The 22,167-nt window shown below is 65.6% G+C and carries 17 protein-coding genes; 10 read left to right on the top strand and 7 right to left on the bottom strand.

What is annotated here, in order from left to right; all coding sequences use genetic code 11:
• Positions 1-47: 47 nt before the first annotated feature.
• From OVA31_RS08520 to OVA31_RS08510, 3 genes are all read left to right on the top strand, one after another.
• Positions 48-701 carry a GAP family protein gene (locus OVA31_RS08520; RefSeq protein WP_267630646.1) on the top strand — a complete coding sequence of 218 codons (654 nt, stop codon included), beginning with the start codon at positions 48-50 and terminating at the stop codon, positions 699-701.
• 168 nt (positions 702-869) lie between these two features.
• Positions 870-1,805: a hypothetical protein gene (locus tag OVA31_RS08515; RefSeq protein ID WP_267630645.1), complete on the top strand. Its 936-nt coding sequence runs from the start codon at positions 870-872 to the stop codon at positions 1,803-1,805.
• Between the two features lie 124 nt (positions 1,806-1,929).
• Positions 1,930-3,831, top strand: coding sequence for an alkyl/aryl-sulfatase (locus tag OVA31_RS08510; RefSeq protein ID WP_267630644.1), 1,902 nt, complete (start codon positions 1,930-1,932; stop codon positions 3,829-3,831).
• Between the two features lie 62 nt (positions 3,832-3,893).
• On the opposite strand, the gene OVA31_RS08505 is transcribed toward OVA31_RS08510, so the two are convergent.
• From OVA31_RS08505 to OVA31_RS08485, 5 genes are all read right to left on the bottom strand, one after another.
• A complete protein-coding gene (locus OVA31_RS08505) occupies positions 3,894-5,792 on the bottom strand; it encodes an alkyl/aryl-sulfatase (RefSeq protein ID WP_267630643.1) in 1,899 nt (632 codons plus the stop codon).
• Positions 5,793-5,837: 45 nt separating this feature from the next.
• Entirely contained in the window at positions 5,838-6,839 is a 1,002-nt protein-coding gene (locus tag OVA31_RS08500; RefSeq protein ID WP_267630642.1) for a TIGR00341 family protein, read from the bottom strand.
• A gap of 107 nt (positions 6,840-6,946) precedes the next feature.
• On the bottom strand, positions 6,947-8,869 hold the full coding sequence (locus OVA31_RS08495) for a glycosyltransferase (RefSeq protein WP_267630641.1): 1,923 nt from the start codon (positions 8,867-8,869) through the stop codon (positions 6,947-6,949).
• Positions 8,866-10,779, bottom strand: a complete 1,914-nt coding sequence (locus OVA31_RS08490; protein WP_267630640.1) for a hypothetical protein — start codon at positions 10,777-10,779, stop codon at positions 8,866-8,868. The genes OVA31_RS08495 and OVA31_RS08490 overlap by 4 nt, the downstream gene beginning before the upstream one ends.
• On the bottom strand, positions 10,776-11,972 hold the full coding sequence (locus OVA31_RS08485; protein ID WP_267630639.1) for an NAD-dependent epimerase/dehydratase family protein: 1,197 nt from the start codon (positions 11,970-11,972) through the stop codon (positions 10,776-10,778). The genes OVA31_RS08490 and OVA31_RS08485 overlap by 4 nt, the downstream gene beginning before the upstream one ends.
• A gap of 419 nt (positions 11,973-12,391) precedes the next feature.
• On the opposite strand from OVA31_RS08485, the gene OVA31_RS08480 reads away from it, so the two are divergent.
• From OVA31_RS08480 to OVA31_RS08460, 5 genes are all read left to right on the top strand, one after another.
• Complete coding sequence (locus tag OVA31_RS08480) at positions 12,392-13,654, top strand: ABC transporter substrate-binding protein (RefSeq protein WP_267630638.1); 1,263 nt, start codon at positions 12,392-12,394, stop codon at positions 13,652-13,654.
• 125 nt (positions 13,655-13,779) lie between these two features.
• Positions 13,780-15,792, top strand: a complete 2,013-nt coding sequence (locus OVA31_RS08475; protein ID WP_267630637.1) for an ABC transporter permease — start codon at positions 13,780-13,782, stop codon at positions 15,790-15,792.
• Positions 15,785-16,642, top strand: a complete 858-nt coding sequence (locus OVA31_RS08470) for an ABC transporter ATP-binding protein (protein WP_267630636.1) — start codon at positions 15,785-15,787, stop codon at positions 16,640-16,642. The genes OVA31_RS08475 and OVA31_RS08470 overlap by 8 nt, the downstream gene beginning before the upstream one ends.
• Positions 16,639-17,361, top strand: a complete 723-nt coding sequence (locus OVA31_RS08465; protein WP_267630635.1) for an ABC transporter ATP-binding protein — start codon at positions 16,639-16,641, stop codon at positions 17,359-17,361. The genes OVA31_RS08470 and OVA31_RS08465 overlap by 4 nt, the downstream gene beginning before the upstream one ends.
• Positions 17,362-17,433: 72 nt before the next feature.
• The gene (locus OVA31_RS08460) at positions 17,434-18,105 is read left to right on the top strand and encodes a TetR/AcrR family transcriptional regulator (protein ID WP_267630634.1); all 672 of its coding nucleotides are present in this window, start codon (positions 17,434-17,436) and stop codon (positions 18,103-18,105) included.
• Between the two features lie 9 nt (positions 18,106-18,114).
• Here OVA31_RS08460 and OVA31_RS08455 read toward each other — a convergent pair whose 3' ends face one another.
• Both OVA31_RS08455 and OVA31_RS08450 read right to left on the bottom strand, forming a co-directional pair.
• Positions 18,115-18,996: an LLM class flavin-dependent oxidoreductase gene (locus tag OVA31_RS08455; RefSeq protein WP_267631451.1), complete on the bottom strand. Its 882-nt coding sequence runs from the start codon at positions 18,994-18,996 to the stop codon at positions 18,115-18,117.
• 27 nt (positions 18,997-19,023) lie between these two features.
• Positions 19,024-20,160, bottom strand: coding sequence for a DNA adenine methylase (locus OVA31_RS08450; RefSeq protein ID WP_267630633.1), 1,137 nt, complete (start codon positions 20,158-20,160; stop codon positions 19,024-19,026).
• 356 nt (positions 20,161-20,516) lie between these two features.
• Between OVA31_RS08450 and OVA31_RS08445 the strand changes: the two genes are divergently transcribed.
• Both OVA31_RS08445 and OVA31_RS08440 read left to right on the top strand, forming a co-directional pair.
• A complete protein-coding gene (locus OVA31_RS08445; protein WP_267630632.1) occupies positions 20,517-20,720 on the top strand; it encodes a hypothetical protein in 204 nt (67 codons plus the stop codon).
• Complete coding sequence (locus OVA31_RS08440; protein WP_267630631.1) at positions 20,717-22,132, top strand: amidase; 1,416 nt, start codon at positions 20,717-20,719, stop codon at positions 22,130-22,132. The genes OVA31_RS08445 and OVA31_RS08440 overlap by 4 nt, the downstream gene beginning before the upstream one ends.
• Positions 22,133-22,167 lie beyond the last annotated feature (35 nt).

Genomic DNA, 22,167 nt, shown 5'->3' with positions numbered 1-22,167 from the left:
ATACGGTCACCGAGACGGGTGTCGCCGTGCACGGCCGAGGAGGTTTTGTGGGATCGGTATTGGGTGATCTGTTGCCGCTGGCGGTCGGGGTCGCCATCTCACCGATCCCCATCATCGGCGCGATCCTGATGCTCCTCGGGAAGCATGCCCGGACAACCAGCATCGGATTCGCGATCGGCTGGTTGGCCGGGATCGTCATCGCCACCACGATTTTCGTGCTCGTCGGTGGTGCCGCAGGCGATTCCGATTCGAAGACCGGCGCCTGGATCAAGCTCGCGCTGGGTGTGCTGCTGCTCGCCGAGGGAATCCGCGAATGGCGAGCGCGCAGTGGCGACCATTCGACGCCGAAGTGGATGGCGGCGATCGACGATATGAAACCGTTCACCGCACTGGGTCTCGGATTCGCACTGTCCGCGATCAATCCGAAGAACCTGATGATGTGCATCGCCGCCGGCGTGACGATCGGCGGCGCCGCCTTGTCCTCCGGCTCGAATATCGTGGCGGTGGTGGTGTTCTCGTTGCTGGCGGCGACCACGGTGGTGATTCCTGTTCTCGCGTATCAGGTGGCGGCCGAGCGGCTACGAGATCCGTTGGACCGTCTCAAGGCCTGGCTGCAGGAGAACAACAAGACCGTCATGGCGACGCTGATCCTGGTGATCGGCGTCGTGCTGATCGGCAAGGGGATCTCCGGGCTGGGGTGATCCAGCCGGACTGCGGGACTGCGAACCCATGGCAGATCCTGGACCTGACATATCGCCCATCAACGGGGTACAACCCCGGTAACGTCACCAAAGCACGCCTTCGCTGACTGAAAGAAGGTTGCTCAGGAATCGTTAGGGGTCGAGGTGGTAGGGAAGCGACGTCTCATCGTGGCCGTGCTCGTGCTGGCCGCTGCGGTGACAGCCGCTTTGGCGCGTGCGGATGCCGCTCCTTCGGCGCCGTCGGTGCCCGCCCCCCGCTGGATCATGGTCTCCGGATCGGTACCCGGTCTCGTTGATGCGGGGCTGCCGCAGTCGGAGCTCGACGACTTGAACGATCCGTCGACTCTGCTGTTGGTCCAGCATGTCTACACGAACAGTTATCTGCCGAACGGCACTCCGACCTTCAACTTTCGCAGCGCCGCCGATCTGGCGCGTGCGCTGCGGGCGGGGGAGGTCCCGGATTCGATGCATTGGGTGCTGCTGGATCTGGAGGCGTCGTCGTTGACACCGCCACGTGATCAGCGTGACCCGATCGGCGCGTTGCGTCGTGCCGAGAACGTGGCCCACCGGTACGGCAAGGGCGTGATCTTCGCGCCCGCCATCGATCTGATGAACGTGCTCCAACCGGGGTTGTCGGGGGATGCGCTCTACCAGGCGTTCATCGACCGGTTGGTCACTCCCGGTGCTGCGATCGCCGACGGTTTCGAGATCCAGGCGCAGCGTACGGAGGCGACCGAGTTTGCGACCTCGTTCGTCAAGGAAGCCGTGCAGGCTGCGTACGCGGCAAATCCGGACGGCGCACCGGTGTTGGCGGGGGTGAGTACGAATCCGAATGGCCGGCAGGTCACCGCCGACGACATGATCGAGGTCTACAACGCCGCCAAGACCGCTGGTGCCACCGGATACTGGCTCAACATCCCCGGTGGTGGCGCCGAATGCCCCAACTGCGGAACACCCCAATACGACGTCGCCGTCGAGTTCTTGAACAAGATCTCCTCGACACCGACCGCACCGACCGAAACGGGCTTCCCGACAGGGATCCCCACCGAAACGGGCCTCCCGACCGGTCCGGTGATCCCCACGGGCGGACCGTTCTCCAGCTGACGATCGGCGGTCACTGACGTGTCGTCGTCCGGCGGCGTCGCGGGCGAAGTGAACCTTCGATGAAGACGCCACGACATGATTGATCGTGAACACCGAGTTGGCAAAAGATGGCAAGGTGGATGCCATGGCGAATACTCGGAAACCACCGTCAGCGACGATTGTCGAGCAGCAGCGGAAGTTGCTCGATTCACTTCCCTTCTCCGACACCGCGGATTTCGACGATGCGACGCGTGGGCTTGTCGCCCGGCGGCAGCCGAATGCGGTGAAAGCCGAAGACGGGACAGTTCTCTGGGACAACGACACCTATTCGTTCCTGCAGGGGGATGCTCCCGACACCGTCAATCCGAGTCTGTGGCGACAGTCCAAACTTGCGGCCATCGACGGACTGTTCGAAGTCGTGCCGGGTATCTACCAAGTGCGCGGCATGGACCTGTCCAACACGTCGTTCATCGAAGGCGACGAGGGCGTCGTCGTCATCGACACGCTCCTGTCGGAAGAGACTGGCAAAGCAGCTCTCGAGCTCTACCGCGAACACCGTGGCGATCGTCCCGTGAAGGCGATCATCTACACGCATTCACATGCCGACCATTTCGGCGGTGTCCGCGGCTTCGTGTCTCAGGAGGAGCTCGACGCGGGGAAGGTGAAGATCTTCGCCCCCGAGGGTTTCATGGAGCACGCCATCTCCGAGAACGTGTACGCGGGCGTCGCGATGAACCGACGTGCCGGCTACATGTACGGCGCGGCCCTCGAACGCGGGCCGGAGGGCCAGGTCGGTGCCGGGCTCGGGCAGACGCTGTCCATCGGTACCGTGACGCTCCTCCCGCCGACCGACATCATCACCACCACCGGGCACGAGGAGGTCGTCGACGGGGTGCGCATGGTGTTCCAGATGGCCCCCGACACCGAGGCGCCGTCGGAGATGTTGATCTATCTCCCCGACTTCAAGGCGCTGTGTGCGGCCGAGGACGCCACCCACAACTTCCACAATCTGTTGACATTGCGCGGAGCTGTCGTCCGCGACCCACACGGATGGGCGAAGTATCTCACCGAAACAGTCGACTTGTTCGGGGGTGAGGTAGAGGCCGTGTTCGCATCTCACCACTGGCCGGTCTGGGGCAACGAGCGGGTCGTCGAGTTCCTGACGACACAACGTGACCTCTACGCCTACGTCCACGACCAGACGCTGCGGATGATGAACAAGGGGCTCACCGGACCGGAGATCGCCGAGTCCATCGAGCTGCCACCGGCGTTGGAGACAGCGTGGAGCACGCACGGCTATTACGGTTCGGTGAGCCACAACGTGAAGGCGATCTACCAGCGCTACCTTGGATGGTTCGACGGCAACCCGGCCCACCTGTGGGAGCACACACCGGTCGAGCAGGCGAAACGCTACGTCGAGTTCATGGGCGGTGCCGACGCGGTGGTCACCAAGGCCCGCGAGTCCTTCGACGCCGGTGATTACCGCTGGGTCGCGCAGGTCATCAATCATGTCGTGTTCGCCCAGCCCGACCACGCCGACGCGAAGGAACTGCTGGCCGATACCTACGAGCAACTCGGCTACGGGTCGGAGAACGGTACGTGGCGCGACTTCTACCTGTCGGGAACCACTGAGCTGCGCGAGGGTAACTTCGGGACGCCCACCGAGACCAACGCCCCCGACATCATCGCCCAGCTGTCACCGCCGATGCTGTTCGATGCCATCGCAATTCAGGTCAACGGGCCGAAGGCCTGGGACGAGAACCTGACCATCGACGTCGTGCTCACCGACCTCGACGAGCGGTATCGTCTCCGGTTGGCTCGCGGTGTGCTCACCTACAGCACCTATCCGCAGGCCGATGACGCGGCGGTGACCCTGACCCTGACGACGACGAAGGCCGCACTTCCCGCACTGGCGGGCGGCGGTCTGTCGGCAGACGGCCTCGCGAAGGCCGGTATCGAGGTAAGCGGCGACGCGTCGGTGCTCGGCCGGCTGACCGCAGTTCTCGATCCGGGCGACAAGGAGTTCGCCATCGTCACCCCGGACTGATCTCCGTCAAGAACAACCGAAGGGCACGCCACTTGTGGTGTGCCCTTCGGCTGTCGGACGAATCAGGGTGTGACGATGGCGAAATCCGGGTCAGGTTTGTCGAGGTGACCGGCGAGCTCGGCGAAGCGTGAGACGTCGCCCTCGACCGACACGGAGCCGTCGGAGATGGCCTCGTTGAAGTCGACCCCGCCGAGCAGCACGCCCAGCAGCGCAGCCTTCGTCAGCGTGAAAGTCGCTTCGGCCGTTCCGGGCGCATCGTCTGGCACATCGAAGTGCACGAGGAGACCGTTGCGCAGCTCGGTGCGATGGCGGATGCCCTCATCGCTGATGATCCAATCGAGGGTGATGTGCGCGTCCCAGCTGGCAGGACCGTCGACTCGCAACGAGATCGCGTCGAACAACTGCTCGACCGACATCGCGGCGAGGATGTCGGGTGCTGCCGTCGTGGTGGGGGTCCCGATTGCTCCGTTGCGCAATTCGTAGGCGCCCATCAGGAAGAAGTTGCGCCAGGTGCCGTTCTCGGAACCGTAACCCAGCTGTTCGAGGGTGTCGGCCTGGAGTTCGCGTGCGGCCGAGTAATCCGGGTCGGTGAACAGTACGTAGTTGAGTACCGTCGCGGTGAAACGGAAATCGCCGTCGGCGAATGTCTTGCGCGCCTTCTCGACGACCGCGTCCACACCACCCATGAACTCGACATGTCGTTTGGCCGACTCTTCGGGTGGATGCTCCCACAGGTGCGCAGGGTTGCCGTCGAACCATCCCATGTACCGCTGATAGATGGCCTTGACGTTGTGGCTGACCGAGCCGTAGTAGCCGTGGGTGTGCCAGGCATTTTCGAGGGCGGGCGGTAACTGGATGTCCTCGGCGATCTCCAGCCCGGTCCGACCCTGATTGAGCGCGCGCAGGGTCTGGTCGTGCAGGTAGCCGTAGAGATCACGTTGCTGAGCAAGGAACTCCGTGAGTTCCTCGGTGCCCCAGGTCGGCCAGTGATGGGACGCGAACAGGACGTCGGATCGCGCGGCGAACATGGTGATCGCCTCGGTCAGGTACTTCGCCCACACATGCGGATCTCGCACCAGCGCGCCACGCAGGGTCAGCAGATTGTGCAGGGTGTGCGTGGCGTTCTCGGCCATACACAACGCGCGCATCTGCGGAAAGTAGAAGTTCATCTCCGCGGGAGCCTCGGTCCCCGGGGTCATCTGGAACTCGATGGTCACACCGTCGATAGTTTCGGTGTGGCCGGTCTCGGCGATGTCGATCGTGGGCAGGATCAACCCGGCATGCCCGGTCGAGGTCGACTGACCGAGGCCGGCGCCGACGGCCCCCTGCGGGCCGCGGGGGAGTGCGGCTCCGTACATGTAGGCCGCGCGCCTACCCATCGCTGTTCCGGCGTAGACGTTCTCGGCCACAGCGTGTTCCACCATGCCCACCGGTGCGACGATCACGCAGTCACCGGCATCGACGGCCTCTTGTGTGGTCACACCTTTGACACCGCCGAAGTGGTCGATGTGCGAGTGGGTGTAGATGACCGCCTTGACCGGACGGTCTCCGCGCTGGTCCCGATACAGTTTCAGACCTGCGGCCGCCGTCTCGGCCGAGATCAGCGGGTCGATGATGATCACGCCGTCGTCGCCCTCGATCACCGTCATGTTGGAGAGATCGAGTCCGCGCAACTGATAGACGCGATCCGTCACCTCGAACAGGCCATGGCGCGCCACCAGTTCGGACTGTCGCCACAGACTGGGATTCGCGGTCGGCGGGCAACTCTCGGTGAGGAAACCGAATTCGCCGCAGTCCCATACGGCGTTTCCGTCCGCTCCGGTGATCACCGATGAATCCAGGGTGGCGATCAAGCCGCGCGAGGCATTGTCGAGATCACTCGTGTTGTCGAACGGAAGAGTGGACTGTGCCGCAGAGTTCGCATCGGCCACAGACGGAGTCGCCTCTTGGGGGCTCCCCATGAAAATCACCTCAGTTCTCTCGTTGTGTCGTGTGCATTGGTCGGTTCACTCCGCGGCCTGCCTACCACCGACGGTGTGCACGACCACCACCTCAGGGTCCCACGGTACGAGGTCGTCGACAGTGTGTTGGAGATCATCGACCGGTGGCAGTTGTTGTGGCCCCAGCACGCTCACGGTCACCGTGCCGCCCGTCCACGACACCCCGGTCACCTCGGCCGAACCCATTCCGGCGTCCTGCAGCCACGAGTCGGCGGCGGTGGCGATCTGCCGCGACCACAGCGACGACAACGAGTTGAGCACCATCGGTATCGCCACCACGATGAGCGCGATCGCGAGCACCACATACGCCCGGCGGTGTCTGCGCGGCGGAGCCGAATCGGTCTCGGCGGCCGCCTGCTCAGCCGCCTCTCGGCCGTAGGAGCCGATCGTCAACACGACGACGCTGGTGATGATCATCGCGATCACGTTGGAGGCGAACAGGACAAACGCCCCGAGCGCCAGTGAGGGAGCACCCGAGCCGAGGCAGACTCCGACGACGCCGAGCGGCGGCACCAGCGAGATGGCAATGGCGACACCGGGGAGTACATCGCCGACGTCGCGTCGGGTGATCGCGACCGCACCGACGACGCCGGTGGCCAGGGCCGCGAGCAGGTCGACCAGAGTGGGTGACGTCCGGCCTAGGACCTGCGAATTGGTCAGTACGTTCGTGGGATTCGGCAACAGCTGGGACAGGATCACGCCCAGCAACGTCACCAGCACGACGCCGGCGAGTACATAGCCGACACTGGCCAGGATGAGTTTGCCGCGGGCCGTCACGATGCCGAGTCCGATGCCGAGGATCGGTGTGGACAGCGGCGCGACGATCATCGCGCCGATCACGGTGGCGGTGCTGTCGGCGACCACGCCGGAGACGGCGATGATCCCCGACAACGTGAGCATGATCCAGAAGGCGGACTGCTTCGAGGCGCGGTCACCCGTCGAGAGATCGAGTCTCTCGACGAGTTCATCGAGGGTTCGTCGCTGCGAATCGGGGATGAGTCTGAGCACGGCGTCGGCGCCCCTTTCGTACAAGAGACGGCGACGGCATCGGCCGCCGGTTCCCGCTCATCGAGACCTCAGCATGGAAACCTAGCATCGTACCGACGGTTGCGGCGTCATTCGGGCTGGGTGATGTCGGGCGGCACCAGCGGATCCGGGTTCGGTTCCCGGAGTTCGTCGAGGTGACGCTGATGCCTGGCGCGTGGTCCGCTCAACCGGAGCCCGGCAAGCGTGGGTACCCGTGGGTGCATCGGCGGGTAGATGAGACTCAACGCCGACGCCAACGTGAAATAGCTACGCAACACGCGGAATCCCAGATACAGCGGGATGAATCGCACGGAACTCGGCCGCCAGAGCAGGCAGACGGCAACGGTCATGATCATCGACATACCCAGCAGGGTGGCCACGATGGGCTGCCATCGCATGGTGGTGAATGTCGCGTGGAAGATGAAACCCGTCAGCGACGCATACATGAGGAGCGGGAGCAGCATGGCGCGGCGCGCGGCGTTGACGAGGTTGAACGGCAACACGAAGGTGCCCACCATCGTTCGGCGATCCAGCAGGATGGCGCGGTTGCGTGCTGTCAGGTGGTAGATGCTGCGGAACCATCGGGTCCGCTGCTCACGGAGGTGGGCATATGAGGCGGGCGTCTCGCTGTAGTACACGGCATGCGGATCGGCGACGCTGTGATAACCCGCCGAGGTGAGTCGCATGCAGATGTCGGTGTCCTCGCCGTTCATGCCCTGGACCATGCCGCCCACCTCGATCAACTGGCTGCGGCGGTAGACGGCGAACATCCCGGGAATACCCATCACCCCTTGGTAGCCGTCGAGGGACACCTGAAAGAACCCGTGGCGCATATAGACCTCGACGAGTCGGCACTTGTCGATCCAGGTCTTCTCCTCGAGCGGCAGGGGTAGCCCACCGACGCAGCCGACGTCCGGGTTGGCGAAATGACGCATCGCCGTTTCCAGGCATCCCGGACCGATCACCGTGTCGGCGTCGATGCGCACGATGAACTCTTCCTTGATCTCCTCGACACCCATGTTCAACGCGATCGCCTTGCCCGGTGTCGGACATTCGAGCACTTCTCCGGTGATGAACCGGCAGTTGGCGATGGTCTCCGCGGCGACCTCTTGGGTGGTGTCCGACGACGCATTGTTCACCACGTAGAGATGGACCTTGCCGGGATAGGTCTCCGCGGCATCGTCGACCGCCTCGATCGTGGCGGCGATGCTGTGCGCCTCATTGTGCGCGGGCACCAGAATCGCCACGCGCGGTGCGAATTCGTGGCTTCGCGACTTCTTCAGCGCCCGCAGTCCCAGGAGTGCCGTGGACACGGCGAGGATCTGCTGCATCAGGAACACACCGGCGCCGATGCCGCCGAGGATGGCCCAATCCTTCAACACGTCGACGAGGTTGTAGAGGACGTGGATGGCGATGGCGGCACCGGCGATGGCCAGCAGCAGGCATCCCAGCCAGGTGAGGAATGGCCGGAGAGGCAGTTGGGGGAGCACCGACGGCATCGGACCCTGTGGCGGGAGCTGGGCCTGACGCATGATCGTGTGCGGGAAGATCGCCAGAGCCGCAAGACCGGAGATCATCTGGGCGCCGAAGACGGAGATGTCGATGATCCCGGCGTCATGGAGCAGCCATGCGGTGATGTCGACGGCGAAGCAGAACACCAGGAACTTTCCCAGCAAGGAGATCCCGATGAACAGTCGCCGCCACACGTTCGAGTAGGCGAAGGCCGCGTAGGAGATGAAGAAGAGGACCAGGAACATGCGTAACGGGAAGACGACGTCGCCGTGCACCTTTGCGAAAAGCACGGGGTCACGCGGCACTTGGACAAAATCGGTGTGCGCCAGCACCATACGGGCGCACAGGAACACCAACGACAGCCCGACGAATGTGACGAGGAAGCCGTTCACGCCACTCGACGGACGGTCGACGGCGTAGTCGGCCGGTGCGCTGTCGACCGACCGGAAGTGATCGGTGATCGCTTCCTCGGCATGCTGATTCGGAACCGACGTGGTCATCGCGGCGAGTCCGAATCCGACGGGCCGTCGACGACCTTCCCGTCGGGGCCGACCGCGAAGCTCGCCTGCGAGGTCACGACCTGCGCGGGCTCGCGGCCGAACGTGGGCAGTCGCATCCGGCCGGGTGCGCCGACATAGCTGATCGCGAGTCCGCCCGCGCGGCTCGTGCTGGTGGCGGTCTGCAGGACCATCCCGTTGTCGAAGGACGAGATGTCGAGGGCCGAGGAGTCGGGGCCCGCGACGAGACGCCCGTCCTGCAGGTGGATCAGCGTGTTGACCTCGGGGCTCTGGCCGATCAGGACGAACGGCTTACCCGGCGCGGGCTGGGCATTCCACTCGAAGGTGGGTTGCGCTCCGGCCGGGATGAATTTCGTGAGTGCCGGGATCACCGCGTTCAGTTCGTCGACGGCACTCGACTTGGCCGCGTCGGGCCAGTAGACCGCCGACCCGGGCGTGAGGGTGCGGGGGAGGGACGTGAAGCCCGCACCCGGATCGTTGCCCAGCACGAGTGCCGAACTCGACTCGAGTTGAATCGGGTAGTTCGTCACCCGCACATCGCATCCGCCGATGTTCCGGTCACGCTGCACGGTCAGCGTCACGGTGTTGTCCATGAGCTGAGCTGTTGGGGGCAACGGGATCGTGGGTTGTGTTGTGGGAGTCTTCGGCAGCCGTCGGCTGTCGATGAGTTGCCCGTTGAGTTCGGTGTTGAGGATCCAGGTGAGGTCGTCCGGTGATGCGGGTAGTTGCAAGGCGACCCGTACTGCCTGCGGTAGACGGCCATCCGGGAGATCGGCGAGCGAGTATGCCGCACGCCATTTGTGGTTGTCGCCGATCTGGGTCACCGAGGTGTCCGCGCCGAGCGTCTCGAGCCCGACCTCGTTTCCGGTCGCCGCGACCACCGGAAGCGTTTGCGGATCATTCTTTTCCGAGTCGGCGGTGGTCACCGATGTGCTGGTCAGGAAGCTCGAGATGAGATCGCCCTGTGGTTTGACGATTCCGACCACGGGAGTGTTGTCGGCCGTTCCCATCGCGATGCTGTCGTCGGACGACTCGGTGGCCGACCAGCCCAGATCGCCGAGTTTCTGTGCAGGCCCGACAACGATGGAGTTCTGCACATCCGAGCTCGGCACACTGTCCGCGTAGGTGACCCGATGCCCGGCCCGGGTCAAGGCGATTCCCAACTGTGCTGCCGCGGTTCGCCATTCGTCGGTCTGGTCGCCGAGGACGATGGTGATGTCACGATTCCAGGACACCACGGCGTCGCGAACCGTGTGCACCCGTTCGGTGAGGGCGGCTTCGACGACGGTTCCCGGATCCAGGTGGACCTGCATGCCCGTCGAATGGTCGGCGACACACGTCTGATCGCTGAGGCTGCCGGTGAGCATCACCTGGACGCGGACGTGCCCGTCCTCGGCGATCTGGTCGGGGACGTCCACGAAGGTGTCGACGTCGTGTTCGCCATGCGGCAGCTCGCTCTTGTAGACCTGCTGCCCATCCATCTTCACGGTCATGAACACCACACTGTCCGCGGCCACCTGGGAGGTGCCCGACAGGTGCAGGCGCGTCTCGTCGCGCGCTGAGTCAGCAGGGAAGGTGACGAGGTAGCTCGTCGACGGTGAATCGTCGGTGAGCCAGGCGCCGTCCGCGTAACCGGCACCCTCCAGCGTCTTGGTGAAATGACGGTCGGCCGGGACGTCGAGGCTGGTGTCGTCGGCGTCGTGGGTGAACCATTTCGGCTGTACGAACACGAACACCAGGAGGATCACCAGAGCGACGGCCAGCACCAGCCACGCCGCGCGCGGCACGGTTCGTCCGCGTTCTCCGGTGAAGTACTCCTTATTTGTCGTGTCCTCTTCTTCGGCACCCGATTTTGGCTTCGGCGAGGGGTCTTCTGGCTTCTCGTCGCTCACTTCTCGTGCTCCTCCGCCGCGGCACGGCGAGTCTCGGTCCAGTACGACGTACACGGGATATGTTGCCGGTCAACACGTTCGGCATACTTGCGGGCGATCTCGATCTCGGCCCTCAGGAGTTCCGAGTCCAGGCGGATCGGGTCGAGCCCGAGCCCGAGCAGCCGGTCGTTGCGGACGGCCAACAGATTCTCGTCGGCCTCGGCGCGTGGATTGGACACCTCGGCGACCGTCCCGCCGGCGAGATCCGCGACGAGTCGCGCGAGATCGGCGACCCGGTGGGTCTCGGTCATCTGGTTCATCACCCGGACCTGTTCGGTCACTTCCGAGCCGGACTCGACGGCGAGCCGGATGCACCGGATGGAATCGCGGATGTTGATGAACGCCCTTGTCTGTCCGCCGGTCCCGTGCACGGTCAACGGGTAGCCGATAGACGCCTCGACCAGGAACCGGTTCAGTACCGTCCCGAAGTCTCCGTCGTAGTCGAAACGGTTGATGAGTCGGGGGTCCCGCTCGGTCTCGTCGGTCTGCGTACCCCAGACGATGCCCTGATGCAGGTCGGTGATCCGTATGCCGTCGTTGCGGGCGTAGAACTGGAACAGCAACTGGTCCAACGACTTCGTGAGGTGATAGACGCTTCCGGGCTGGGTCGGGTAGAGGATGTCGCGCGAGTGCATCTCGCCGTCTCGATCCGGATAGCTGACCGTGAGGTACCCCTCGGGCAGGTCCACCGGGACGGTCTCGTAACCGTAGACCCCCATCGTGCCGAGATGGACGACGTGGATGTCGCGGCCTGCCTCGACGATCGCGGCGAGCAGATTGTGCGTGCCGTTCAGGTTGTTGTCCACGGTGAAGCGCTTGTGCGCAGGTGATTTCATCGAATACGGTGCCGCGCGCTGCTCGGCGAAATGGACGACCACATCGGGTGCAGATGTGGCCAACAGCTCGACCAGCTCCGCGTAATCGTGGGCGATGTCGAGCTCGATCACGTCGATTTCTCGCCCGGACACCTCACGCCACGCATCCACGCGCTCGGCCAAGGTGTGGATCGGGGTCAGTGACCGCACGCCGAGTTCGTCGTCGATCGTGCGTCTGATCAAGCTGTCGACGATGGTGACGTCGTGGCCGACGGCCGACAAGTGCAAGGCACTCGGCCATCCGCAGAAGCCGTCGCCGCCCAGGACCAGAATCCGCATCCGTAACGCCCCTCTGCACCGGTCACCGTTCGAATGTCCGCTACGCGTGCCGGTACTGGTGAACAGGAGGCGGACATCGGTCGAACCACGGCCACGTCGAACAAGAATAAGTTGTTCCAACGTGGATTTCCTGGTGTTCGTTGACGCCGGGGCAAGAATCTTTTGGATGGCGAAGGACCGTCCTCCTGGACGCTCGACCAACCCCGAGAGCGGGGAGTGATTCGTACGCAATGCGTTTGGCCTGCAGAAACAGCTTGACACCCGTGTAAGGCAGGGGCTAATTTGCGAGTGGCCCAGATCACAATTACCCGGATCGGGTCCACTGGCCGCCGCCGGCGATCCAGTGCAGAAACCCCGCAGACGACGGCCCCTCCGGGCTGATCCGTCATGCCCGGGGTCTGAGGGAAAGGCGTGTGGGAATGCGTAGGAGAACAGGTCGGGTCGTCGCAGCCGCCATTGCTGCGGCGTGTGTTTTCTCGGTCGTTTCGTGTAGCAGCGACGACGACAACTCGGGCGGATCGACATCTGCGGCGGGCGAGAGCGGTGTGAAAGCCGCCGGTCAGGCGATCAAGGTCGGGCTCTTCAATCCGTCCAAGGGACCGGCGACGCAGGCCGGTGTCAGCTCCGGCAAGACCGCAGCGCTCGATTACATCAACAACCAGATCGGCGGTATCGACGGACGTCCGATCGACATCGTCGACTGTGGGATCGACCAGACCGCCCCGGAATCGACGATCGCCTGCGCCAACCAGTTCGTCCAGGCCGGTGTGGTCGCGGCGGTCGATGGATACGACTCGGAATCACTTGCCGCGGTGCCGATCCTGACCGCCGCCGGCATCCCCCTGGTCGGGCAGATCCCGTTCAACACCGCGACCGGTGCCAAAGCCGACAACCGCGTGTACTTCGGTCCGCCCCCGGCAGCCTTCCTGGTCGGGTTCATGCAGAGCCTCAAGGCTGCGGGCAAGACGTCGCTGACGCTGGCCAACGCCGATCTGCCGCAGGCCCACCAGGTCTTCGACGGCTTGCTGGCCCCGTTGGGCAAGCAGTTGGGCATCGAGGTCAAGAGCGTCTACTACCCGCCGACGGGACCCAACTTCACCGCTCTCGCAACAACTCTTGCCGACGGTAACCCGGACGCGGCAGGCCTGATGACCGCGCCGAACGACAACACCTGCACCAAGCTGTCGCAATCGCTGCGGTCGGTTGGTTATAAGGGCACCATGTTCATGGCCGCCTGCACCGAGTTCATCGACACGATGGGATCGCAGGCCGTCGGTGCCCAGACCTACTCACCCGGCTGGCAGCCGCCCGCCATCGATTCGGCACCGGAGCCTGCCAAGTCCAATCTGAAGGTCGCCGAGCAGTACATCGACGCGGCAGGCGGGACCGGCGGCTTCTACGCCTACGGGACTTTCGCCACCTTCGTCGACTTCGTCAACGGGTTGAACCAGGCCAAGGTCACCGACTTCACCGGCGCCAACGTGCTGAACGGGCTCAAGGGACTCACCGATTTCCAGAGCTTCCTGGGGCCCAAGCTCAACTGCGGCAAGCCGACCACCCCGAACTGCACCACCGAGATGTTGCTGTTCGAGGTCACCGGTGACAAGACGACGAAGCCGGTGGGCGGCGGGTTCATCACGCCGAGCCCCGAGGTGCTCAAGCTCATCCCGGGCGCCGCATAGTCCCGGTGACGAGGTAGTCAACGGGCCCGGGTGGGCGCACACGTGGAGGTACAGTCCAGCGCCCACCCGCCCGCCACCACCGTTCACCATCGCGCCATCGGCGCACTATCCGTTGGGGTAACCGCATGGGTCAGTTCCTGCAGTTCGTGTTCCTGGGTCTTTCGACCGGTGCCGTGTATGCGGTGATGGCCACGTCGTTGGTCGGGGTGTACGCGGCCACCGGCATCATCAACTTCGCACAAGGCGCGATGGGCCTCTGGGCGGTCTACGCCGTGGCGGCGCTGCGCACCGACGGCAGCCTCGTCCTGCCGATCGGGTCCATCCCCCTCGGCAGCGCGGATGATCCGATGTCGATGTGGCCGGCCATCGTGATCGGCGTCGGATCGGCGGTGGTGTGGGCCGTTGTCGCACATCTGCTCGTCTTCCGGCCGCTCCGGCAGGCGCCGGTGCTCGCCCAGGTGGTCGCGTCGGTCGGGCTCATGCTGTTCATCCAAGCCCTCGTGCAATTGCGCTTCGACACCGAGAACCTGCTTGCGTTGGCGGTGCTGCCGGACAGAACATTCGAGTTCGCGGGTGCCGTGGTGAACGTCTCGGACGTGATCCTCGCGGGCATCGCGATCGCGATCGCGGCAATCCTGTGGGCTTACTTCCGTCTGACCAGGCTCGGTGTCGCCACGCGTGCGGGTGCCGAGGACGAGCTGGCCGCTCGATTGGTCGGATATTCGCCGGATCGTCTCGCCGCGATCATCTGGGTGCTCACCGGTGCCGCGACCGGGCTGATCGTGATCCTGGCGGCGTTCACGATCGGATTGAACGTCACGAGTTACACCTTCTTTGTCATCCCGGCTCTCGCGGTGGCACTGCTCGGGCGCCTCACCTCGTTCGGGATCGCCTGTGGGGCAGGCCTTCTACTGGGCAGCTTCCAAGCGGTCATCACCTGGCTGACCACCAAGGACTGGTGGCCGGAATGGGCGCAGGCCGGCCTCGGTGAGGCGTTGCCGTTCATCGTGATCGTCGTCGCGCTGTTCCTGCTCGGCGGGCGAATCCCGTCGCGGGGGTCGTTGGGCGACGTGCAGATGCCTGCCGTCCGGATACCGCGCATCCGTCTGCTCCCCACGGTCGGGGTGCTGGCAGTGGTCGTCGCCGCGATCCTGCTGACCTCCGGAACCTGGCGCTTCGGGGTGGTGACGTCGGTGATCCTCTCTCTCATCGCCCTCTCGCTGGTCCTGTTGACCGGCTACCTGGGCCAGATCTCGTTGGCGTCGATGGCGTTTGCCGGTACCGCCGGGTTCGCGCTGTCGAAGCTCACCGTCAACTGGAACGTGCCCTTTCCGTTCAGCATCCTGTTGGCGGCGCTCATCGCGACCGCGCTCGGGATTCTGGTCGGCATACCTGCCCTACGCATCCGCGGTGCGCAGCTGGCCGTGGTCACCCTGGCCGCGGCCATTGCGATCCAGAGCTTCGTCTTCAACAATCCCGAGATCACCGCCTATGAGGGCAACATGATCACCGATCCGACCTTGTTCGGCCTCGACCTCGGGGTCCGCGACGGGACCAACCTCGTGACGGTCCGTTTCGCGCTGATGGTCCTGCTCGTGGTGGCGGTGGCGACGCTCGTCGTGATGCGGTTGATGGCCGGTTCCACCGGACGGTCGTTCCTGGCGGTCCGGTCGAACGAGCGCGCGGCCGCCTCGGTGGGCATCAACGTCGCCGCGACCAAGTTGTTGGGCTTCGCGCTGTCGGCGTTTCTCGCCGGCATCGGTGGGTGTCTCATCGGCTACAGCCGGGGCCAGTTGTCGGCCGGTTCCTTCACGGTGATGGTCGGATTGACGCTGCTCGCCATGACCTACGTCGGCGGGATCACCTCGGTGTCTGGTGCGTTCATCGCCGGCGTGATCGGCCCGTTGGGCGTCGGATACGTGTTCCTCAACCAGACCCTCGACCTCGGTGAGTACTACGAGATCATCGCGGCCGGTGGTCTGCTGCTGATGGCGGTGCTCAACCCGGTCGGTGTGTCGGGCGCGATCGCGGATCTGGGAGACCGGCTCAGTCGCGCACACCGCGCCCGCAAGGCACCCGAAACTCCGACAGCCGTTGTCGCATCATCGAACTCGGAATCGGGAGCTGCTCATGTCTGACACCATCGAGATCGCCGCGACCACGACGTTGCTCTCCACTCGCGGGCTTTCGGTCCACTACGGCGGTGTCACCGCCAACGCCGACATCGATCTCACCGTCGATGCGGGCGAGATCGTCGGGTTGATCGGGCCGAACGGCGCCGGGAAGACGACGTTCGTCGATGCGGTGACCGGATTCGCCAAGTCATCCGGCGAGGTGCGCCTCGACGGCGAGCGTGTCGACCGCATCGCCGCTTATCGTCGGCGGACCGCGGGGATGGCCCGCACCTGGCAGGCCGGTGAGCTGTTCGCCGACCTCACCGTCGCGCAGAACCTCGCGGTCGCGGTTCAACGGGTCGGCCTGCGCGCGTTGGTCTCCGACGTGTTCACCGGATCGAAGCCGCCCGCAGGCCTCATCGACGAGGCATTGGCCATGGTCGGGCTGCTCGGCGTCGCCGACCGGCGACCGGGAGAACTGACACTCGGCCAACAGAAACTGGTGGGCGTGGCACGTGCCCTGGTCGGCGGCACCCGGTTGGTGTTGCTCGACGAGCCGGCCGCAGGCCTCGATACCCACGAGAGTCGCGAGTTCGGCGCGGAACTGCGGCGGATCGCGGCAACCGGCGTCGGCATCCTGCTGATCGACCACGACATGTCGCTGGTGCTGGACGTGTGCGATCGCCTCTACGTGCTCGACTTCGGGCGGGTCATCGCCTCGGGTTCGCCGACGGAGATTCAGGACGACCCGGCCGTGGTGGCCGCCTACCTCGGAAGCCCTGAGGTGCAGGCGGACTCGCCCGACAGCGGATCGCCTGACAGTGGATCGACCGACAGTGGATCGACCGACGAACTGGGAGAGGGTGCGCGATGAACGCGGTACTGGAGTTCGACGGGGTCACCGTCGGTCATGGCGGTGTCCCGGCGGTCCGCGACCTCTCCGCAGCGGTCCGACCGGGGGAGATCCTCGCGCTCCTCGGACCGAACGGGGCAGGCAAGACCACCACGCTGCTCGCCGCGGTCGGGGCCCTGCCGGTGATGTCGGGCAGCATCACCGCACTCGGCGAATCGGTGGACGGTCGGGTGGAGCGCAACGCGCGGCGCGGCGTCACCCTGGTTCCCGACAACCGCGGCCTGTTCCATCGGCTGTCCGTCAGCGACAATCTCAAGCTGGCAAAACGCAAGAGTGGCGGGAGCATCGACGCCGTCTACGAGCATTTCCCCAAGCTGCGGGGGCTGCGCGGGCGTCGATGCGGAAATCTGTCCGGTGGTGAGCAGCAGATGCTGGCCCTCGCCAAGGCGCTGCTGACGCGGCCGTCGGTGCTGCTGATCGACGAGCTCAGTCTCGGCCTCTCGCCGATCGCGGTCCAGGATCTGCTCCCGCGTCTGCGCGCGATCGCCGATGACCAGCAGATGGCGGTGGTCCTGGTGGAGCAGCACATCGATCTCGCACTCGGTATCGCCGACTCTGCGGTGGTCCTGCACCACGGGCGGGTCGCACTGAGGGGCTCGGCGCGCGAACTCCGGGAGCACCGCGATACCGTCGAGGCTGCCTACTTCGGCCGGCTGGGCGGATCGGACGTCCCCGGCTGAGGTGCGTCGGGGTGGCATCGATCGATACCGGTATCGCCCTGCCGGCCCACGACGCGAGCTCAGGAGACCAGCGTGACCCAGTCCGGACGAGCGGAGAGCGCGCGACGCCGCACGCGAGGACGCAGTACGCGGAACCGGCCGACCGACAAAGAGTTGCTCGACGCCGCGCGGTCGGTGATCGCCGAGGTCGGTGCGGAACGATCCACGATGGACATGATCGCCGAACGGGGCGGCACCACCCGGGTCACCCTGTATGCGCATTTCGGTTCGCGGGATGCGCTGGTTGGCATGGTGCTCGACCGTGAACTCGGTGAGTTCACCGACTGGATGTACGCGGCGTACGACGACTCCGAGCACATGGCCTATGGCGCGCGAGCACGGCATTCGGTGGAGGCGACCTTCGAGTACGCCCGTCGTAACCCGGAGGGTTTCCGCATCCTGCTCGGGCACCGCGAGGAGGCCGAGGATCCCGGCCGCCGTCTGTACCAGGCGTTGGAACCGCGGGTGGCCGCGCGCCTGCGCAGCAACTACGGCACGCAGGGCACGAAGATCGCCGCCAGTGCCGACACCCTGGCCTCGCTGTTGATCGGCATCAGCCTCGACGTCGCCTATCGGGCCCTGATCGTGGACGACGCCGACATCGATGTGGCCTGTGATCTCGCGGTGACGGCGACGATGGCGGTCCTGCGCGATGTGCGACCCGAGCAGCTCCTGGCCATCGACGCATCGATGGCCAGGCGATAGCGCCCGCGCTCAGGCGAATTCGGCCGCGACCTCGGTTGCGCGACGCAGCTGATCGGGATCCGAACTGGTCGGGATGAGCTGGACCTCGTCGGTGCCGATCTCGGCGAAGCGGCGGAGCACCGCGGCCAGCTCGTCTTCGGTACCGGCCCAGCCGGTGGTGGGGGCGATCGCGTCGACGAAATCTGCCGGGATCCAGTTCATGTAGTGGCGTAGATGACGATGCACCTGCTCGCGCGGGCCGTCGCCGGTTCCGAGCGCGAACCAGAACGACGTCGCGAGGTGGGGTGCGGGCTTGCCGGCATCGGCCCACGCCGTGCGCGCGACGTCGAAGAGTTCCTGTTGCTTGACCAGGTCGAGGTCGAGCGTGACTCCCGCGACGCCCGAGGCCCACGCCGAGGCGCTGCGGATGGTCTTCGGTCCGGTGGTGCCGACATGGAGTTCGGGACCACCGCTGCGGTGCGGTCGCGGACCCACCGGGAGGACCGATTCGGTGAGCTTCTCGCCTGCCCAGACCCGACGCATGATGTCGACCCGCTCGGCCATCCCGCGCATCGTCTGGGCGGATGTGTCGGCACCGACCGCGTGATAGTCCTCGTGCCGTCCGCCGATGCCGAGGCCGACCGTCAGTCGACCACCACACAGCATGTCTCCGGTGGCCAGCGCCTTGGCCAGCATCACCGGATCGTGGAGTTGCGGCACCACGACGGTGGTGACCAGTCGTACGCGGTCGGTCCAGGCCGACAGCGCGCCGAGCAGCGTGAGACAGTCCGGGTTGTCGAACGCGATTCGTTCGCCCCAGCACAGTGAGGAGTACGGGCCGTCGTCGATCGCGGTCGCCCAGGCCTTCAGGAGGTCTGTGTCGAGGTCCGGTTCCATCACCGGCATGGTCATTCCGATGTGCACGAGTGGATTCTCGCATCACCCCTTCTCGACCACGAACAGGTGCTCGGTGACATGGGTGCGGCGGGCCCGGAGATTCCGGCTGCCGCGGAAGGTGTTGTACCGGGACCGGAATTCGGTGACGGTCCCGACCGAGGCGAGCATCTCGGCCATCTCGGGCGGGGTGATGTAGCCCTCGTCGTTGAAGGACACGATCAGGAATCGGGCGTCGAGGCATGTCACGAGGTCGTGCAGCAAGGTTGCCGAGTCCTTGCGCACGTTGTACCGCGAGCGGTTCCAATCGACGGGGATGCCGGAGATCGGGCTGATCTCGGTCGGTCGCGTGTAGTCCACGAGGAGATTGAGCATGAAGTAGTTCGAACCGTACGGATGCTGGTTGTACGGCGGATCGAGGTAGGCGACGTCCACCGGGCCCGCGTGGCCGGGAAGGGCGTTGGCGTCCATCTGGAGGACCTGCCTCTGGGCGGAGTGCCTGCTGAGGACCGGCGGCGACAGGCGGATGGTCCGGAGGATGCGCACCAGCGCGTCGCGGCCGGACCCGCCGAATCTGCCGATGCCGGTGCGCCGGTCCTTGTGGAATCCCTTGAACACGCCGGAGGTGTTGGCGTGGACCGATGCGAGGGACAGCAACGGCGCCAGCAGGTAGGGCTTCACCCGCTCGTCGAGCTGGTGGATCAACGTGGCGTAGGCATCGAGACGCCGCGCGTTGTCGCGGGTGTAGAAGACCCGTTCGCCGGGACGGATGTGCTCGTCGTCGTCGGGGGCGTAGAGCTCCTCGATGAATCCGTCGACCGAGAGTCCTTGGTCGACTTGGGTGTTGATGATCTCCACCAGCGCCCCGATCTCGTCGGGGTCCACGTCGGCACGGTCGGAGAGATAGCACTCGCTCATCACCCGCGCATACGATTCGAGGTCGTTGGCGATCACCCTCCCGGCGCGCGCCTTGAACAATCGCGACACGGCGCCGCTCCCGGAGAACGCATCGAGCACCACCAGCCGGCGACCCAGCCGTGTCTGCACCTGTTCGGCGGCCGCATCGATCACGGGCAGCAGCGACCGTTTGTTGCCGATGTAGGTGAGGAGTTGCTCGGAGAGGTACCGCGGGTCCTCCACGATCGCAGCCGACGGAGCGAAGGACGCGTGATCAAGGCTCACCGCGTTGCCACCTCGGATCGAATATGGGGGATCGAGTCTGGTCGGTCCCGCCATCGTCTCACCTGATGGCGTCGGTGCGGGTGGGATTGCCGGAGGTGAACGCTGATCCGATCAGGCCGTGCGCCGCGCAGTGCCCGGCGCAAGGTCGACGGGTGGCGCCCAGACGGCGCCCGACCGGCCGTGTCGATCCGCGGAACCGGCGCGTCGACCCGGGGAGTACCCAGGTCAGAGTCGCATGACGGCCGCGAAACCTGATCGTTCCATCGAAGTGGTAGCCGCGTAACAGGTTCCGTTGCCACGGTTGTCCCAGTTCGCCTGCACCTCGGACGGTGGACGAATCAGAAGGGAAACCACGAATGCCCAGCGACATCCATCAACGACGCCATCACGAATCACTCCAGACTTTGTCGGGACTGCCCGGCAGCGACCCGGAACTCATCCGGCTCTCGGAGTCCGCAGCCGGATTCCGGGCGATGGCCGATTTGCTGCACGCGTGCCCGGACGCGCGCTACGAAGTGCCGGCGTTCACCGTCGACCCGCGGATCGGGGGTGCGGTGTGAGCACGGTATCGACGATTGCCGAGGCGGCGGCCGCGCTGCGGGACGGCTCGGTGACCTCGCTGGCACTCACCGAGCGCGCACTGGCATGCGCCGAGCAACACGACGGCGCGGTGGGTAGTTACGTCCGGATGTTCTCCGAGACCGCCCTCGCGGTGGCGGCGGCCGCCGACAGCGAGCTTGCGGCAGGCCGTGACCACGGCCCTCTGCACGGTATTCCATTGGGCGTCAAGGACATCATCAGCACCGAAGAGTCTCCGACGACGGCACAGAGCGTGGTGCACGACTCCTCGTGGCACCCCGCCGATGCGGTTGTGGTGCAGCGACTCCGGGCGGCAGGCGCGGTGATCACCGGCAAGCTCACCACGATGGAGTTCGCGATCGGCGGACCCGACGCTAGCAAGCCGTTCCCGATCCCGCGCAACCCGTGGAACCTCGACCACTGGGCGGGCGGGTCGAGCTCGGGCTCGGGGAGTGCGGTCGCCGCCGGCATGGTGCTCGGCGCACTGGGGACCGACACCGCGGGCAGCATTCGTATCCCGTCCGCGTTCTGCGGCATCACCGGCCTGATGCCCACCTTCGGGCGCGTCCCGAAATCGGGCTGTGTGCCACTGGGTTACACGCTGGATCACATCGGGCCGATGACCCGCAGCGCCGAGGACTGCGCGCTCATGTTGAACGCGATGGCCGGATACGACAGGTCCGATCCGACCTGCCTCGACGTGCCCGTCGACGACTACCTCGCCGGGCTGACCGGTGACCTCGACGGTGTCACCGTCGGGGTGGCGTCACTGGTTGGCGCGTCCGGGCCACTCGCGGACCCGTCGGTTGATGCGGTGTTCGCGGCCGCGGTGGACGCGCTGACCTCACGGGGCGCACGGGTGGTGGAGATCGAACTGCCGCTCTACGAGGAGATGCGGGCGGCGAACATGGTGATCATGCTGTCGGAGGCATTGGCCTACCATCAGGGCGACCTGGCCTCCCGATGGTCGGACTACTTCGCGACCACCCGCGCTCTGATCTCCGGCGCACTGTCGTTCACCGGTGCGGATTATGTCCAGGCGCAGCGGGTTCGGCGAGTCGCGCAGCAACGGATGGCAGACGTCTTCGCTCAGGTGGACCTGGTGGCCACGCCGACGTGTGCCGCGGGCGCGACGTCACTGGAGGCGAGCGATCTCGCCGAGCCGGACGCCATGCGGACGATCCACACGCAGTACTGGGACTGCATCGGCAATCCGGCGGTGTCGGTGCCGATGGGATTCACCCCCGACGGACTGCCGCTCGGCCTTCAGATCGCGGCGCGGCCGTTGGCCGAGGCGCTCGCACTCCGTGCGGCGGACGCCTATCAGCACGCCACGGACTGGCATCGCCGCGTTCCGCCCATGGTCGCCGAGCCGGACCTCTCGGCCGCGTGAAGGTGTCGCCGCGGACCCCCGGATACCTTCTCGTT

The organism is Gordonia sp. SL306 (genome assembly GCF_026625785.1).
GTDB lineage: Bacteria > Actinomycetota > Actinomycetes > Mycobacteriales > Mycobacteriaceae > Gordonia.
The sequence above is the reverse complement of the archived record's forward strand: the minus strand, read 5'-3'. Positions and strand labels throughout refer to the sequence as shown.